We start from the raw sequence: 15,888 nt of genomic DNA on the forward strand, positions 1-15,888 counted from the left end.
TGGCAAGTAAACTACCGCACTAGGCTACGAGCTGACCGCTCAACTTTGTTAACTCAATGATCGATTTAACTTTGTATTTAGAAAGAATTCGAGTTTTGTACGTACTGATGGTTTTCGAGCTAAGCGATAACACTTCTGAGATACGTTTGTTCGAAAATCCTTGAATTAAGTAGTTGAGAACAATGGTTTCGCGGCTGGAAAGTGCAGGATGTGTACCTGATAGGCAGCCATCTTGCTTAAATACAGCATAGCCTTGTAAAACACTGCGTATTGAGTCGCCAATTGCTGTCACTGGTTCCGTTTTAAGGACAAATCCATTGGCACCTATTTTATGAGCTGTATCAGAATATAGTGGATGATTATGACTTGAAATAAAGATGATTTTTCCAGCAAACCCTCGCGCTCTAGCGCGACGCACAAACTCGAAACCATCAGAGTTTTCTAACTCTACGTCAAGTATGATTAACTGACAGTTAACGTGTCTTAAATATTGTAGGGCATCAAGTGAAGACGAAACTTTTTCTACCTGTGCATGAGGCAATATTTGATGAATAACGTTTTCCAATGCATCTTGAAATAATGGTTGGCGATCAATGATTAACGTTTTTAGTGCTGACTTCATTTTTATGCTCTCTGATTCATTCTAATAGTGAAGGGCATCCATGCGATAATTTATGAGATGAATGTAATACAATTCTTACGGAAAGTGTGGCAATTCACGATTGCCGATTAGGAAAGTGTGCCAGACAGATATCAGTGCATCGAAAGAATCGCTCGCTCTTCCCTTCTGAATCAGTTCGAACTCACCTAGGCGTCGATAACGTGCTAGTTCAATAAGGCAGATTAGTTCCTTTTTACATCCTTACGTTACGATTTTGGTCAGTTTGGTGTAGATAGCCTGAGCAGGCTAGGGAAATGTCTAGCTGCTAGTTAACGAGAGTATTGAACCGAATAGGATCTGGGAATTAACTAGTGACTAATGAATGTATTCACGACAGATATAAAACTTAGAATCTTGAAAGAGAAGGCAAGACCCCGTTAGGTGTCCATTTTAGTAATGTCAGAATTTTACTACAAGATGATCAGTCTATAGATGATATTAATTGCCAATGAAATTAATCACTATATATGGAATTTAGATTTCTGTTCCAAGTAATGATTAACTCTATAGGTTGTTGTAAATGTTTGGCTGTAAAAAGTGGTGGATTATTTTGGGTATATTATCGTCAAACATTTATGCTGACGAAGTAAAGAATAACGCATTTTCACAGGAACAGAAGAACCTAGATTATTCGTATCAGTGGCAGCTCAATAATGATGACCTTATTAAACCTGTTAGCGATATATTTGGTCTCTATAGCGGGTTACAATTTTCTGACTCTTGGAGTATAAACGCAGGATATCAAAGCCATAAGTCCTCTCAGGCTATAGCGGTTGATATGGATACCTCTCTAATCGAGAGTACTTTTCGCTACGATTGGTATGTTAGTAATAGCGTTAATATTTACGGTAGCGTAGGTGTAGGCTTTTGGGAGAGTGATAACGTATTTGTCGATCAGAACAGACAACAAAGCAGTGGCTTTTCACCTTTAGGAGGAGTTGGGATCGGCTATACCGCGAGTCCATTTTTTCATCTCTCAACAGGGTATCAGTACATACATAATCTTGGTGCAGGGCAATTCTCGGAAGATGGTAGCCATAATGTAGTGTTGTCTGTTTCCTACTCTTTTGGTCGGGACAGGTTCAGTCGCATTCAATATACGCCTACAGATATATTGCTAGAGAGCAATAAAGTAGCCGAACCAAGCTCATAAATTCTTTATACATATATTTAACAATAATGTTCAAAACGCTATAGTAAGGAATAGCTAACTAATTGGAGTTGAAGGATGAAACTCACGATATCAGGGAAGTTACAGCTCAGTTTTCTGTCACTTGCAGTACTTTTTATCGTTTCTGCGTTTTTTATCTATCGCAGCCTAAATACCGTTGAAACTCACACCGCCTCATTGCTCAATCGCGATTTGCCAACCGTCGATGCAGGGCGATCCATTCAACAATCGATTCATGCGACAGTATCGGCGCTCAGAGCCTACATGTTGCTCGGCGGCGATGAAGTCAAAGGGGAAGCAGAAAAAGCGAAGTTGGATCAAACTCTCCTTAACGTAGAAGAGTCATTACCGACGCTAGAGCCGTTGTTGTCACCTGAAGCTTATCAACAAACGTTAACGCAGTGGGCAGTGGTCGCAGAGTCATTGAATGAAATTTCCGAGCTCAGTCATAGTGATGAGAACCTTCCAGCGCACTCGTTGTTTATCAATGAAGCCGCACCCATTGCTGAGGTGGCTCTCGATCAACTCCAAGGTTTAATTAATGACGAATCTGGCAATAAAGAGGGTGAAGAGCGTAAACGTTTATTAAGACTCTACGCCGACAGTTATAACTCTCTCGCCAATGCACTCTCTTCAATGCGTGATTTTCTGCTCTATGGCAAACAAGACCACTTAGATAAGTACCAAGACTTCTTAAAATCTCACGCTAAGTCGGTGCAGGAAATTGACTCGAAACTTGCGCTACTTTCAAGTAGTGATAAAGGTTTATGGGAACTGTTCAAAGAGATGCAACAGCTCTATTTCCCTTTGGCCGAACAAGTCGTCCAGTTAAGGCGTTCAAGTGACTGGAACATTGCCAACCAAAAAATGGCCAATGAACTGGTGCCAGCGGTGAGCGCGTTAAATACGAATCTCGATCAGGTCATTAATCGTCAGCAAGCCATAGCAGATAAAAGTGGCCAAGGAATTTTCCACTCTGTAACAAGTGTGATTACGCTTCTGATCGTCTCTATTGCGATGGTTGTGGTAGTCGCAGTGACTACTGCTCATTTTATGGGTAAGAGTATCGGTCGTCGGGTACAGATCATCTCGCGACGTGCAGAGTCGATTGCTAATGGTGATGTTTCTCAGCAGTCTCTCTCTATTGATGGTTCTGATGAACTTGCCAGCTTAACGCGCTCAATCAACAAAATGAACGATGAGCTGGCGAATATTGTCAAAGGCGTAAGTAGCAAAGCCTCGACAGTCAGTAACAGCATGCATTCGTTACTTGAAGCCAACGCGAAAACGGTCAGTCAGGTTGATGAACAAAAATCAACCATGGAACTGGTTGGGCAGCAGGTCGCTGAGGTCAGTCACTCTGCAACTGATACTGCGAGACAAGCAGAGCAGTCTGCGAGTGCGCTTTCTGAATCACGTGCGCAAATTGAATTAGGTTCACGCGCGCTGGATCAAAATAAGAATACGGTTGGCCTACTGCACGCCACAATTGAAAAAGCGAGTGAACAAGTCGACGAGTTAAGCCGAGAGAGTGAAGCAATTGGTCGTGTCACGGAAGTTATCGAAGGATTGGCTGAGCAAACCAATTTATTAGCGCTTAACGCGGCCATTGAAGCGGCGCGAGCAGGAGAGTATGGCAGAGGGTTTGCGGTTGTGGCTGATGAAGTCCGCTTATTAGCCACACGAACGACGGAGTCGACAACGGAGATCAACAATATTGTCAACGCAATACAATCTTCGACGGCTGCGGTGGTCGGAGAAATTGACAAGAGCAAGTTGTTGGCAGAAGAAGGAGCCAACCATACAGAGCAGGCCTACGGCACGTTGAGCTCTACAACGCAGAAAATTGAAGAGCTCAATCGTCAGATGCAAGATTTATTGAGTTCGGCGCAGCAACAGTCTGATGCGACAGACGAAATTCAATCCCTGATGAACAAGGTGATTGCTTCGGTCGACGGTGTGGTGGCAATCTCTCACTCCTCGTCTGACATTTCAAATCAGGTGCGAGGTCAAGTCGATGAGCTCAATGGAGAAATGAGCCGCTTTCAGACCACGTAAACGTGAATGAAAAATGAGATGCTATTGGGTGTCTCATTTTTTTTATCGATAATCATTATTTACCGCTCAATGATGGCATTGTAGCGCTCGCTTTTGGCAGGGATAGGTGTGGTTCGACTTTTTATTGGTTTACTCGCAGTGTTAATCACTTTTGGTGCGCATGCTGATCATCAAGAGAAACTGGTTGTCGCCAACTCTAAAGCTTGGAAGCCATTTTCCTTTATTAATCAAAAAGGTGAGCCTGATGGTATTTTGATTGATTATTGGCGAGAGTACGGACGCAAAAATGCGGTCGCGATAGAGTTTCTGCTGCTCGACTGGCAAGGCTCATTAGACGCTGTCAAAGATGGTCGAGCCGATATTCATGCTGGGTTATTGTGGTCTGAACAACGCGACAGCTATTTAGATTACGCCCCCGAAATTATTACCATTGATACCCAGATGTATATTAACCAAGACTTGATTGGGACAGATCTGGATGAATTTATGCTGGGTAAGCATCAATATCAAGTGGGTGTGGTGACTGGCGGCTATGAAGAAGAGTTCACTCAGCGCCATTTCCCCAACCTAAATTTGAACAGTTATGCCAACAATCAACTTATGATTGACGCTGCGTTTAACGGCGAGCTTGATGCGTTCGTTGCCGAGCTGCAAGTGGCCAATTTTTATCTGTTTAGCAGTCGTGACCCACAGCGTTTTGTGGGTGTACGACATCTCTATTCGGGCGAACTACGTGCCGCTGTTGCCGAAGGTAATAAAGAATTGCAACAGCAAATAACACGCGGGATGAACACTTTTGGTGTTGATGATAAGCAAAAAGTTCTTAACCGTTGGATGTATGTCAGCACGGTTTACCCCGAATACTTATTTCCGATTGCCGCACTGATTATCGGAGTGGCAACACTAGCCTATATTGTGGCACTAAATTTAACGGTTAAAGTCAGGACACGTGCGCTTAAACAGGCCAATATGGAACTCAAAAAACTGGCAGAAACCGATCAACTGACCGAGTTGAGTAATCGCCGCCACTTCTTCGAAGAATTTCAAAATTGGTTATACGCTGGTGGTTCGATTGCGGTGATGGTTTTCGACATAGACGATTTCAAGAAGGTGAACGATAACTTTGGTCATCAAACGGGCGATGAAGTGATAAAAAGTGTCGCTCACGCCGCGAGTGGTGTTCTTGGAGAAAACGATCTCATGGGCCGAGTCGGCGGGGAAGAATTTGCAGTTGCGCTAAGTGGTATTCGCTTTGAAGAAGCGTTAGCGGTGGCTGAAAAAATCTGCAACGTAATTCGTAAAGTCAGGTTGCAACAATACCCTGATTTGAAGGTGACGGTCAGCTTAGGCTGTGCCTACTATTCTAAAGCGCAACTAAGCAGTTCTTTATCTGATGCCGACAAACTGATGTATCAATCGAAAACGGAAGGCAAAGATCGCGTCACCGCAAAACGCATGGATCACCGCGCCTGAGTGCAAAACCAGCAATCGATAGGTAAATTGCTGCTAACTTCACCACTTAACTCATATATTGGTAGAAAACGCTTTTCTTTTCAGTTATCTGTGGCATATTGAAATCGACTTTACGATTATGCGTGCATCGTATAATGGCTATTACCTCAGCCTTCCAAGCTGATGATGCGGGTTCGATTCCCGCTGCACGCTCCAAGTCGCTTAAGTCTTACCACATCAATGCGTACTTCGTATAATGGCTATTACCTCAGCCTTCCAAGCTGATGATGCGGGTTCGATTCCCGCAGTACGCTCCAGATTCAATGTCTTCCACTAAAAATGCACGATATATCAGTTTGCAAGTGACACGATGATGCGGTCACGATGCAGCTATGAGAAATCGCCTTATATTATCTCAGTATTTACTTCTTTAATCGTTTGTTGAGCTAATTGCCGTCAAGTGAATGGATTTACAATTCCGCTAAAATAATTGAAACGCTGTAAGCTGACTACGGTGTTATGTCGCTCATTTGATGAGGTTAAGAATCGATTGAATGGGTAGACCGAAGTGTAAGTTCTTTGCCATTGAAAATCATTTTCTGCGTACATTGGTCTGCTAAAGGATTCTTCAACATACACATTACTAACTTGATTTTTAGATCGAAGAGTTGTCTTAAACTACCTAAAACGCCTTCCCTATTATTGTTCGTCAGTATGGAATTTATGACCTTTATTTTCACAGAAAGTGTGGTGATTTCTACGATATTTCTGATTATACTCTGCCCGCGATTATAACCAGCAATAAATAAAATAATAATATTTCCGATTATGAATGATGTACATGATATTAGAGGTTGTTTGATGAATAAAGTTCTACCAACAAGGAAAAGCTACTTGCTGTCGTCCACGCTGCTTTTGTCCGTTTTATTTGGCTGCCGAGGGGGGACAACTTATGAAACAGAAACAGGTGTTTTGGCTGATTCTGCTATCGGTAATGCTGAATATCGTTGCGGTTCAATTTCAGGAACCACAAATGAAGATGGGGAGTTTACTTGCCCAGTGGGCAGCCCAATACAATTTTATACTGGCAGTTTAAAAATTGGTGAAGTATCTGTGATGGAGAGCGATAATGTTGTGCTGGTTCAGGATCTATTAGGTGTAGATCGGAATGAAACGGACAACGAAAGTGTATTGCTAATGGCTCAGTTGCTGCAGTCTTTGGACGACGATGATGATAGCTCCAACGGTATATACCTTAGCGCCAATAGCTTGTCTATTATTACTGAACATGTAGGTAGCACGGAGGTAGACTTTTCTAAACTAACAGAAGACGATATTGTAGATATTGTAGGAAAAGCAAGTAAGTCTCTTGTTTCTCAAGAGGACGCCAAAAATCACTTGGATGCCACTACGGCTCGAGTTAAAGCCTCTGGGAAATCTGGAGTGCCGCTAGAGTCAAGTGACAATACAAATACAGGTACTGGTGATAGTGCTGCAGTCTTGCAAACTTTATATCTAAATACCACTGAAATCACCACTAGCTCAGCATTGAATGTTGGTACCGAATATCGTCTAACACTCAATTTCGATAAAGATATAAATAGCTCAGGGGTAAGTATTTCCTCTTACATAGGTGCGACTACCAGCAATATTAGTGTTAGTGGCAGGAGTATCAGTTTTACCTACTTGATGCCACAACGCAATTATACTTCTACAGCATCCCAATTGACGGAAGTGTTAGCTGTCACCGCTAGTGCTGGGAGTATATCAAGTAGTTCTAGCTTAAGCTTTCTTATCAATGATTTAGCGAATTCAAAAATTCAGTTAACGCTACCTGCTACTAAAAGTACTGGCGTGGATGCCAAAGATATTTATTTAAATAGTCACTATATGATTGTTGGCTCCCGTAGTGATAATAAGGTTTGGATTTATGATCTAGAAGCAGGCGATATTAGTTCTTCTGCTGTGGAAATTTCCAGCTCTATTACAGACTCGGGATTTTATGGCCATGCCGTCTCTATGGACAATAATTATGTAGTTGTTGGAACCCCTCTAAAAGGTGGAGGCACTATAACACTGTTTAAATTTGACCCCAATATCATATCAAATACCAACAACGATCAAACTGAAATTGTGTCAACCGATTTAGGTTTATCAGATCAATATGGAATCGATGTAATAGTCAAGAATGGATACCTTATTGTCGGGGCTAATAATAAATCAGGTGGGGGTCAAACGTATCTGTACAAAATTGATAGTAGCGATATCGCCAATACAGTTAATAGCGAAGTGATTCTAAATCCTATAGATAACCATTCTGCTAGTGCATTTGGACAGTCAGTAGATACGAATGGGGATCTGATTGTCGTCGGTGCCTCTAGTATGAATAGTAATGGTGCAGTCTATGTTTATAAGATTGGAAGCACGGATCTCACTAATGTCACCCAAGTGCTGAAACTGACTCCACCAGAAATTACAGGGGGGCTTGAAGAGTTTGGCTATCGCGTCGCGATTTCCGATGACTATATCCTAGTTGGTCAACCCAATTATGACGCGAACGGCTTTGATGCTAGAGGCACAGCTTGGCTCTATACAATTGATCACGACAACATCGCCAATACAGCGAACAACCCTATCCAGCTCATTCCTGCTGAAGGAGAGATAAGCAGCCTAGAGTTTGGTAATACGTTATCACTGGGGGGAGATTATGCTATTGTCGGAACTAACCAAAATGGTGCTGAGGTCAATGCTTATCTGTTTGATTTATCAGCGACCGATGTTAATGCATCTCAGGTTAGTTTACCTGCGATGGATTACAATTCACCTAGTGACGGAACGTCAGCAACTGTTGCGACTAATGGGAGTGTATCGGCAATCCGTGCACAGAAAAATGGTCACGTATACCTTTATAAACATTGAAATCTGTGTACCCATCTAGTAGCGGTTTGATTGATACTCAAAGCTTCTAGTGATTAGTTGTTTCCTCTACTAGCTACAGATTCGGGATAAACGAAGTGGTGCATAGCCGCTTCGTTTATTTTTTTCTTCTTAGGAGTAGCAAGGGTAACGTTGAAATTGGGTTGTGTTGCTATAGAGTCTTCAAGGTCTTTAATATGAGAAATGAATTGTTCATAATTGTAGTGCTCTATTCTCGCAGTACGCTCCAGAGTCTCTCTTGTATTAAATTCATCATCGAGCCTAAAAACTCCATTTAATATTCACAAACAAAAGTGTTGCTGGTGTCTCGCTAAATAAACTGTTGTCACTGCCATCAAATCGTTGTAGCACTGCAAGTAGCTGCCAATCGTTGGCTAGTGAATAGCTGTTAGATAGGCCGACGAAATACGAGTTGTCTTGGTAGTAACTTGCTGACAACGTTATGCGATTGAGTGGCGTTAAATCAAAGCTAACATCGGCATAGCCTGTGTTTTTTGTAAAGCTTAAGGTCTTCGCACTGAGCGGTAGGTTAAGATAGGCTTGAGCGCTAGAGACATCCAGTGGATGACTAATATAAAGCCAAGCGGCGCGTGCCATCCAGTTGCGTGTTCCACCAAAGCTATAGTCCGCATCCAAACTCATTACTACTGTCTGCTGCTGCTCAACACCTTGATAATTCATCTCGCGCGGCTTAAACCCAGTTATCTCGCCACGGATTCCCGCACCGCTAACGTCGGTTGCGAAACCTGCGCCGAGCACGTAGTCGTTTAGAGACTTGCCAGTAATGACTTGGTAATCCCAACCTTGTTTATTGTTGTAATAACGTCCGGCATAGCTATTTAAGTGGCTGTTAGTGTTAGGATTAAAGATGACATCCGCACCTCCTGCATAACCAAGCTTACGCCCCATCATGAGAGCATCTGTGCCGGGACGCTCTTCATAGTCAAAATCATAGATGGAGTAGGCATTAAATAGATCATTAGGGTTCCATACATTGTTGATTCCCCAATTGACGCGAAATCGTCCAGCTCTAGCGCGCCAATCTTGGCCCTGCCAATCAAGGTACAACCGGTCAAGTTGACTATTGATAATCAGATCGCTGCTGTCGGTTAGATTCTTACTCAGATCAAAATAACCATTATCGAAGGCGACATAATCACCATAGTAAGGGATGTTTAAACTGTCTCCAGCTAACGCTCTGTTACGTAGTGCGGCATTGAAACTCAGCCCGTTGTCAAAGCGGTACTCATAATTGAAGCGTTGATGAACAAGATGATCGAGTGAATCACTGTCATCATCCGCGTGTGAGTAAGTTGCCATATACTTGATGTAGCCAGATAAATCCCACTTTTTTTCAGGTTCCAGCCCCGGAATTTGCGCGGCAGTCACAGCGGAAAAACTTGTAGCCAGTAGGCAAAGACAACCTAGGTAAGAGTCGCGCCTCATTACGCGTTTTCCTCATTGGCAAGGCTTGCCGACTCCGCTTGTGATCGAGAATGACTTGTCTGGTCAACGGTTCTATCTTCAAACACCTTTCCATCTTCAAACACAATCACCCGTTTCGCTCTGGTTATGACGCGCGGATCGTGAGTGGAAAAAATAAACGTCGTCCCTTCAGTTTCGTTAAGCTGCTGCATGATATCAAGCAGCTCTGTTGTGCTTTTCGCATCTAGGTTTGCAGTCGGTTCATCGGCCATAACAAACCTTGGGCTTGGTGCTAGCGCTCTGGCAACCGCAACACGTTGTTGTTGCCCACCAGACATTTTACGTGGCACTTTGTCTTGTTGATCTTTTAGTCCTACTTGCTCTAACAAACCAAGGGCACGCTCTCGACATTGCGATTCTTTGTGGCCTTGGAGCTGCATGACAAACTCAACGTTTTCTAGCGCTGTGAGTACGGGCAGCAAACTGTAATCTTGGAAAATGAATCCAATATGGTCGCGGCGAAAGGCGATCAGTTGTTTTTCTGGCAAAGTGCTAATGTCGACATCATCAATCCAAACTTCACCCGACGTTGGAGAGTCAATGCCTCCAACTAAATTGAGCAAGGTTGTTTTGCCGGATCCTGACGGACCCATTATGGCAACGAACTCGCCTTGCTCTATGGTTAAGTTAACATCTTGCACGGCGTGAACAGGGTAGTCGGTGTTTTGATTGTATGTCTTATAAAGCTGCTTAAGTCTTATCGTCATCAATTCTTCTCCGCCATGGCATCTACTGGGCGTTGTTTGAGTATTTGTCTTGCAGGGTAAATGGCGGCGATCACGCTAGCCATTAATACGGTAACAAAGATCATCTGATATTCGACCACGGTCACTCTCGGGTAGAGTAAGGTATCAATCCCATAAGCGCCGAGACCATCTGACATGCTCGCTAAAGAGATACCCACTTGACCGAGCACAGTGGTCAGAATAGCGCTGACAACAATGCCGAGTATCGCGCCTGTGATACCCAAGTAGAGAGTCTCTAACATGATCAGCGCAAAAATTTTGTGCTTTTGCATGCCAACCGCCATTAGCACACCGAATTCTTGGGTGCGTTCGAATACTGACATCAACATAATATTGATAATGCCAAACATCATTGCGACGACAAAAATGATGATGATCACCCGATTACTGACATCCATAGTATCCATCATGGTCGACAGCATAGGCTGAATCTGTTGCCAGTTACGCACAGTGGCTGCCTGAGGTGACTGCTCCATGTTTGTGACGACAGCTTGGATTGTTTGTTGGGTACTTTTCAGTGTATCAAGGTTATGAAGGACAAGCGCAATCTCATGGATGCCTTCCATGCCGGCGGTGGCCTGTAGATCGGCTCGGCGCACGAATACGTTGCTGTCATCAAAGGTGCTCGATGGCGTTTTAAAAATGCCACGCACGCGGTAGGCAGCCCCCACTACTTGACCATTGTTATCGGTAAACGTGAGTACGACCTTGGAACCGACTTTGAGCTTGAGTCGCTCGGCAATCTTTTCTGATACCAGAATAGGGTTTCGGCCTGGCAAATCGAGCCAATCCCCCGAGGTTATATGCTGTTTTAATGGTGTGATGAGCGCTTCTTTTTCTGCATTTACTCCCACAATGCGCACACCGCGATTGCTGCGCGCTGAGGCCACCATACCATCGGCAATAAATCTGGCAGAAATCGCCGAGATGTTCTTAATTTTACTCAGTTTAGTAACCAACTCTTCGCCGTGTGTTATCTGCTCGCTAATGTCTGGATTGACGATATATTGGCTGTTGTGTATTTGAAGGTGGCTGGTTTGCCAACGGATAGCATTGTTGATCATGCTATCTACAAACCCCGTCATAAAGCCCATCATGGTAACCACGCCAACCAAGCCAAACACCATAGCGCCGATAATCACTGAAGTGCGCAGCTTGTTGCGCCACAGGTTTCGCCATGCGAGTTTAATGAGCATGCGCACCTCCTTTTAATGCCGAGGCGACATTCAGCTTAGCAATTCGGATTAACGGATAAACAAGGCACAGCGCCATAATCAACAACACATTCAGTACCTGAGCCAAAATGAGTTTGGAGTCAATGGCGACAGGAACGATCGGCTCAAAGCCAGAATCGAGCATTAGCTGCGCCGCTTCGCCGGTGATTTCAATCGGATTAAAGTAGAAGTAGCCCAGAACGGGCGCACTGAGTGTTAGCCCTAAAGCAACACCAATGGCGGCAATAAATAGCGATTCAACTAAGATCAGTGTTGCTAATCTAGATCTAACCAATCCGGTTGCGAGCATGACACCAAACTCCCGTTGCCGTTCAAGCGTCATCATTAATACCGTGGCAAACAATCCAAAACCGACAATGCCATAAAGGACGTAGACGAGGAATACGCCACCAGTGCGATCCATTAAGATCTGTTGCGCCATTTCCGGGGAGAGGGTTTGCCAATCTTTCACTACCGCCTGCGGTTGATACTCTTGGCGCAGTTCGAAAGCGGTGTTGTCTAACTGGCTGAGGTCTTTGACATCAATCACCCAATTAGAGACCAACTCTTGGGTGGAATAGAGCGCTTGAGCTGCTTTGATGGGCATGTAGACCAACTGATTATCAAGCTGTTGCAGCGGGAAGTGGAGGACACCGACAACCTGATATAATCCGGCGGCGGTTTGCCCGCGATAGCCTTGCCCATACAGCACCAGTTCATCACCGACAGCTAAGGATAAGTATTGGGCTAAACTTTCGCCGACAAGGACCGCATTGTCGTCGGCCGCGAGGAAACGTCCCTCTGTTAATTTGGCGCTTATCCGTGAGTACTCATCCTCTTTAAGTGGATCAACACCTAGCACCATCACGCCTTTCGAACGTTCTCCCGCTCCGGCCAAAGCGACAGACTCAATTCGCGGGAGTATCCTTTCGACATTGGGGTTATTACGCGCTGCCTGAATGTAGGCGTCGGTTTGTGGTAAGACATCATCGATGCTGTTGGAGGTAGCAAATTCCGGGTGTTGTAACTGAATAAGACCAGTATAAAAGCGAGCGGAATTCTCAATGTTAGCGTTGTAACTGCCTTCTTGAAAACTACGTGTCAGTAACGATAAAAACAGCGCCAGTGCCAAGGCAAACGCAGTCAAAATGGTGCGTCTTTTTTGCCGCCAAAGGTTACGCCAAGCCAAACGAATCAGCATGTTCATTCCCTAAGCGATTTCATCTGACTGAGTGAAAAGAAATCGTCGCCGATATCAAAATCAAACTGCGCCTGATGGGTAGTCATAACGGTTTTGTGTCCTTGTTTGTCTACCGGAATCATTTCCATTTTTGTCGCAAGTAAACGTCCACCCATTTCTTTGATATCAAAGGTTTGCATAACGTTGACTAAGTCTTCGAATTCATCGAAGAATTCAACTTTTCGCTGCAGATGATTTTCTTTGCTAATCCAAAGTCGCACTTTACTCCACACGACAGGTGCATTTGGCTTGGCTACGGCGTCAATAACCCAAACGTCATCGTTATCGAAGTTATCTTGGCGAACAACGGCGTGACTATAATCGACGACAATTGAGGATTGGTTGATCAAATCGTCGTTGGTAAAGTCTGATCCCATCCATGACTGGCTCAACATTGAGGGCGCGATTTTGATCACTCGTTCTATGGTTGGCACCCAGTTCCACATCTCTCGTTCACGCTTCAAAGAGGCACTGCCTTTATCTTTAGCGGGCGCGGTAACCAGCACCATCGACAGCTCTTTGCCCTTGGTCCAGCTTTTCATACTCATAGAGCGAGTCCATTCAGGGCGGACTATTTCCATGGTCGAAACGGTATAGCTAGACTCACCCCGCATTGCCTGATCGGATTGTTCGACGATCTGAGTCGCTTGCTCGGGCGAGGGGAGCGCGGCGAATGAAGTAAGAGGAAATAGTAGCCAAAGTAAGGTAAAACAGGCCGATAAGTAGCGCATGGTGACTCCAATATAGTAAAAGGAAGTCTAGTCAATATAGCAACGAAATAGGTGATACCACAAACCCTGTATGGGTAAAGTATCTTGCCATAAATGGTTTTATATCAATAAGATCGCGTCCAACATGCTGGCGAACAGCGGATCAACACCCGATGCTCGCTCAAGTCGTCTCATTCTCGCGCTATCTAATCAATGCGGGATCAAACACTGTGGAACGATTGCGGCCAGTCTGCTTGGAAAAATAGAGCGACTTGTCGGCATGTTCTAACCACGTTAGGTGACTGGTTTGATACGGTGACAGCTCACAAACACCAAGACTTATCGTATATTTGACCGAGTATTGTTCGTAGTCGACAACCGATTTCTCAATGCGTTTACGTAGCCGTTCAGTGAAGTAGAGCGCTTGAGTCGCGCACGTCCCGGGAAGTAGCACTGTGAATTCTTCGCCGCCGAAGCGGCCGCATATATCGGATCCTCTCGATGCTTTCCTCAGCTCTTGAGCGGTGTGACGTATGACATGATCACCTACCGTGTGACCATAGGTGTCGTTGACTCTTTTAAAATGGTCAATATCAAAAATCACCAACGACGAGGTCGCTCCTGTTACTTGGCAGTTCTCAAACTCTCTTTGTAAGCAGTTTTCCCAGTGAGCGCGGTTGAAGAGTTTAGTCAGGCCATCAGTTCTGCTGAGATCGGACAGTTTCTGGTTTGAATCGGTGAGATGAATTTTGTTTTTCGCAATATCGGTAACATCATTGATGATGATGCTCACGTGTGAGACTTCGCCATTGACTGACGTCAGGGGTGAGAATGTGATGTTTTGCCGCATCTCTTTGAGGCCGTTTGAAATCGGACTAAAGTTTTTAAACTTAAACAGATAGGGTCTATCTTCCCAACATGAGAACCCTCGGCTGTTGAGAGTACATGCCGTGCTGACTTTACTGCGTAGCCATAGTTCAGGTAGATCTTGCACGGCTTCGAACAGGAACTTTCCGACGATTTCTTCCGCGCGGATACCACTGTATGACTGCATAAAGGTGTTCCACACACAGACTTTATATTCTTTATCAATAACGATAAGTCCGGCATCTAAATCACCAAGGATTTGCATCACCCAATGTAGATCGCCGATGTCCGTAGTGGGCGTCATAGTACACTCTCCAGAATATCTTCTATCGCATTTACAGATTCGTAATCCATCAAGAAGATAATGTCACAGGCGATATCAAGGTTTTCTGCCTTATACACAAACTCGATGGTGAAAATATCTTGTTCGTAGCCCTTGAGGAACTGATCGCAGCTAAGAGAAACTTGCAGAAAATCTTTCTCTAATACGATCGGTTGGCGCAGGGATATGGCGATATCAAGCTGTTTACTAAATGAGTTAAGAAACGAAGAAACCAGTAGGTTAGACAAATCTAAGATGACTTCATTGACAGAGCTCGCCCCTTCATCGTCATCGGAACTGGCTAAAAGCTCAAACCCTGAACCATGCAAACACACCAAGGCTTCACCATTGATGCCATTACCAACAAAGCGCTGAGACACTGCACGTGACTGAGAGCTGTTGACAATATCTTGCACCGTCATGGTCAACTCAGATTGATGAAGAGATGCGACGTTGGGCAATGGCATCTCGATAAAGCGACCCATTTGCTGGGATATCAAGGCGGCGCTGGCACCCAAAGCAATATTACTCAGCTCTCGGATAGCGGCCATGAGATCAATTGGTTTACGACCTTGGTGAGTTGGTCGCACGTCAGTCTGTCTCAGCGGTATCGCGAACTTATCAAACAGAGTAGTGATATCGGAAGTGACAAATGGCTTTTCGATAAAATCATCAGCACCTAAGTCGGCACAACGCGATTTGGCTTCAGCTTGTATGTCACCTGAGACAACCACAATGTGAGTCGGGTGTGGCCTCACTGGCATTGACGCAAGCACCTCGAAGCCATCCATGACTGGCATGGTGAGATCGAGAAACAACAGATCAATATTATGCTCTTGCATTACATCGAGCGCTTGTTTGCCATGTTCAGCTTGATGAATGGTAATGTTCGCTGATGGAGCAATTCTGCCAATAATCGATTTTCGTGCAATTATTGAGTCATCACACACTAATATGTTCATTATTGTACGTCGTGAGCCTGTAACAGAGTGCCACATAGATTGGGAATGGAAACTGCGTCTATG

At 44.4% G+C, this 15,888-nt stretch carries 12 protein-coding genes and 2 tRNA genes; 6 read left to right on the forward strand and 8 right to left on the reverse strand.

Annotated elements, in window-relative coordinates:
* Positions 1-19: 19 nt before the first annotated feature.
* The gene (locus TW81_RS03820; RefSeq protein WP_045954403.1) at positions 20-622 is read right to left on the reverse strand and encodes a response regulator transcription factor; all 603 of its coding nucleotides are present in this window, start codon (positions 620-622) and stop codon (positions 20-22) included.
* Positions 623-1,181: 559 nt separating this feature from the next.
* Between TW81_RS03820 and TW81_RS18815 the strand changes: the two genes are divergently transcribed.
* From TW81_RS18815 to TW81_RS03850, 6 genes are all read left to right on the forward strand, one after another.
* Positions 1,182-1,814, forward strand: coding sequence for an outer membrane beta-barrel protein (locus TW81_RS18815; RefSeq protein ID WP_052706140.1), 633 nt, complete (start codon positions 1,182-1,184; stop codon positions 1,812-1,814).
* Between the two features lie 75 nt (positions 1,815-1,889).
* The gene (locus TW81_RS03830) at positions 1,890-3,890 is read left to right on the forward strand and encodes a HAMP domain-containing methyl-accepting chemotaxis protein (protein ID WP_045954404.1); all 2,001 of its coding nucleotides are present in this window, start codon (positions 1,890-1,892) and stop codon (positions 3,888-3,890) included.
* Between the two features lie 108 nt (positions 3,891-3,998).
* Complete coding sequence (locus tag TW81_RS03835) at positions 3,999-5,363, forward strand: transporter substrate-binding domain-containing diguanylate cyclase (RefSeq protein WP_052706142.1); 1,365 nt, start codon at positions 3,999-4,001, stop codon at positions 5,361-5,363.
* Between the two features lie 120 nt (positions 5,364-5,483).
* Positions 5,484-5,558 (forward strand) — tRNA-Gly (locus tag TW81_RS03840).
* A 26-nt stretch (positions 5,559-5,584) separates the two neighbouring features.
* A tRNA-Gly gene (locus TW81_RS03845) sits at positions 5,585-5,659 on the forward strand.
* Positions 5,660-6,203: 544 nt separating this feature from the next.
* Positions 6,204-8,261 (forward strand): FG-GAP repeat protein, encoded by a 2,058-nt coding sequence (locus TW81_RS03850; protein WP_045954405.1) that lies wholly within the window; start codon positions 6,204-6,206, stop codon positions 8,259-8,261.
* 279 nt (positions 8,262-8,540) lie between these two features.
* On the opposite strand, the gene TW81_RS03855 is transcribed toward TW81_RS03850, so the two are convergent.
* The 7 genes from TW81_RS03855 to TW81_RS03885 all read right to left on the reverse strand — a co-directional run bounded on the left by TW81_RS03855 (position 8,541) and on the right by TW81_RS03885 (position 15,825).
* Positions 8,541-9,725 (reverse strand): hypothetical protein, encoded by a 1,185-nt coding sequence (locus TW81_RS03855; RefSeq protein WP_045954406.1) that lies wholly within the window; start codon positions 9,723-9,725, stop codon positions 8,541-8,543.
* Positions 9,725-10,471, reverse strand: coding sequence for an ABC transporter ATP-binding protein (locus TW81_RS03860; protein ID WP_084715798.1), 747 nt, complete (start codon positions 10,469-10,471; stop codon positions 9,725-9,727). Before TW81_RS03860 ends, TW81_RS03855 begins: the two co-directional genes overlap by 1 nt.
* Positions 10,471-11,706, reverse strand: a complete 1,236-nt coding sequence (locus TW81_RS03865; RefSeq protein ID WP_045954407.1) for an ABC transporter permease — start codon at positions 11,704-11,706, stop codon at positions 10,471-10,473. Before TW81_RS03865 ends, TW81_RS03860 begins: the two co-directional genes overlap by 1 nt.
* On the reverse strand, positions 11,696-12,925 hold the full coding sequence (locus tag TW81_RS03870; protein ID WP_045954408.1) for an ABC transporter permease: 1,230 nt from the start codon (positions 12,923-12,925) through the stop codon (positions 11,696-11,698). Before TW81_RS03870 ends, TW81_RS03865 begins: the two co-directional genes overlap by 11 nt.
* A 2-nt stretch (positions 12,926-12,927) precedes the next feature.
* Complete coding sequence (locus TW81_RS03875) at positions 12,928-13,695, reverse strand: outer membrane lipoprotein-sorting protein (RefSeq protein ID WP_045954409.1); 768 nt, start codon at positions 13,693-13,695, stop codon at positions 12,928-12,930.
* A gap of 181 nt (positions 13,696-13,876) precedes the next feature.
* Positions 13,877-14,845 carry a sensor domain-containing diguanylate cyclase gene (locus TW81_RS03880; RefSeq protein WP_045954410.1) on the reverse strand — a complete coding sequence of 323 codons (969 nt, stop codon included), beginning with the start codon at positions 14,843-14,845 and terminating at the stop codon, positions 13,877-13,879.
* Positions 14,842-15,825: a response regulator gene (locus tag TW81_RS03885; RefSeq protein WP_045954411.1), complete on the reverse strand. Its 984-nt coding sequence runs from the start codon at positions 15,823-15,825 to the stop codon at positions 14,842-14,844. Before TW81_RS03885 ends, TW81_RS03880 begins: the two co-directional genes overlap by 4 nt.
* Positions 15,826-15,888 lie beyond the last annotated feature (63 nt).

Origin of the sequence: Vibrio galatheae, from assembly GCF_000967545.1 — a bacterium.
Classification (GTDB): Bacteria; Pseudomonadota; Gammaproteobacteria; order Enterobacterales; family Vibrionaceae; genus Vibrio; species Vibrio galatheae.

Excerpts from the sequence above, each read along its gene's own strand:
- TW81_RS03880 (WP_045954410.1), bottom strand. The coding sequence starts at position 14,845 with ATGACGCCCACTACGGACATCGGCGATCTACATTGGGTGATGCAAATC.
- TW81_RS03855 (WP_045954406.1), bottom strand. The coding sequence starts at position 9,725 with ATGAGGCGCGACTCTTACCTAGGTTGTCTTTGCCTACTGGCTACAAGT.
- TW81_RS03885 (WP_045954411.1), bottom strand. The coding sequence starts at position 15,825 with ATGAACATATTAGTGTGTGATGACTCAATAATTGCACGAAAATCGATT.
- TW81_RS03860 (WP_084715798.1), bottom strand. The coding sequence starts at position 10,471 with ATGACGATAAGACTTAAGCAGCTTTATAAGACATACAATCAAAACACC.
- TW81_RS03865 (WP_045954407.1), bottom strand. The coding sequence starts at position 11,706 with ATGCTCATTAAACTCGCATGGCGAAACCTGTGGCGCAACAAGCTGCGC.
- TW81_RS03830 (WP_045954404.1), top strand. The coding sequence starts at position 1,890 with ATGAAACTCACGATATCAGGGAAGTTACAGCTCAGTTTTCTGTCACTT.
- TW81_RS03870 (WP_045954408.1), bottom strand. The coding sequence starts at position 12,925 with ATGCTGATTCGTTTGGCTTGGCGTAACCTTTGGCGGCAAAAAAGACGC.
- TW81_RS03820 (WP_045954403.1), bottom strand. The coding sequence starts at position 622 with ATGAAGTCAGCACTAAAAACGTTAATCATTGATCGCCAACCATTATTT.
- TW81_RS03850 (WP_045954405.1), top strand. The coding sequence starts at position 6,204 with ATGAATAAAGTTCTACCAACAAGGAAAAGCTACTTGCTGTCGTCCACG.
- TW81_RS18815 (WP_052706140.1), top strand. The coding sequence starts at position 1,182 with ATGTTTGGCTGTAAAAAGTGGTGGATTATTTTGGGTATATTATCGTCA.
- TW81_RS03875 (WP_045954409.1), bottom strand. The coding sequence starts at position 13,695 with ATGCGCTACTTATCGGCCTGTTTTACCTTACTTTGGCTACTATTTCCT.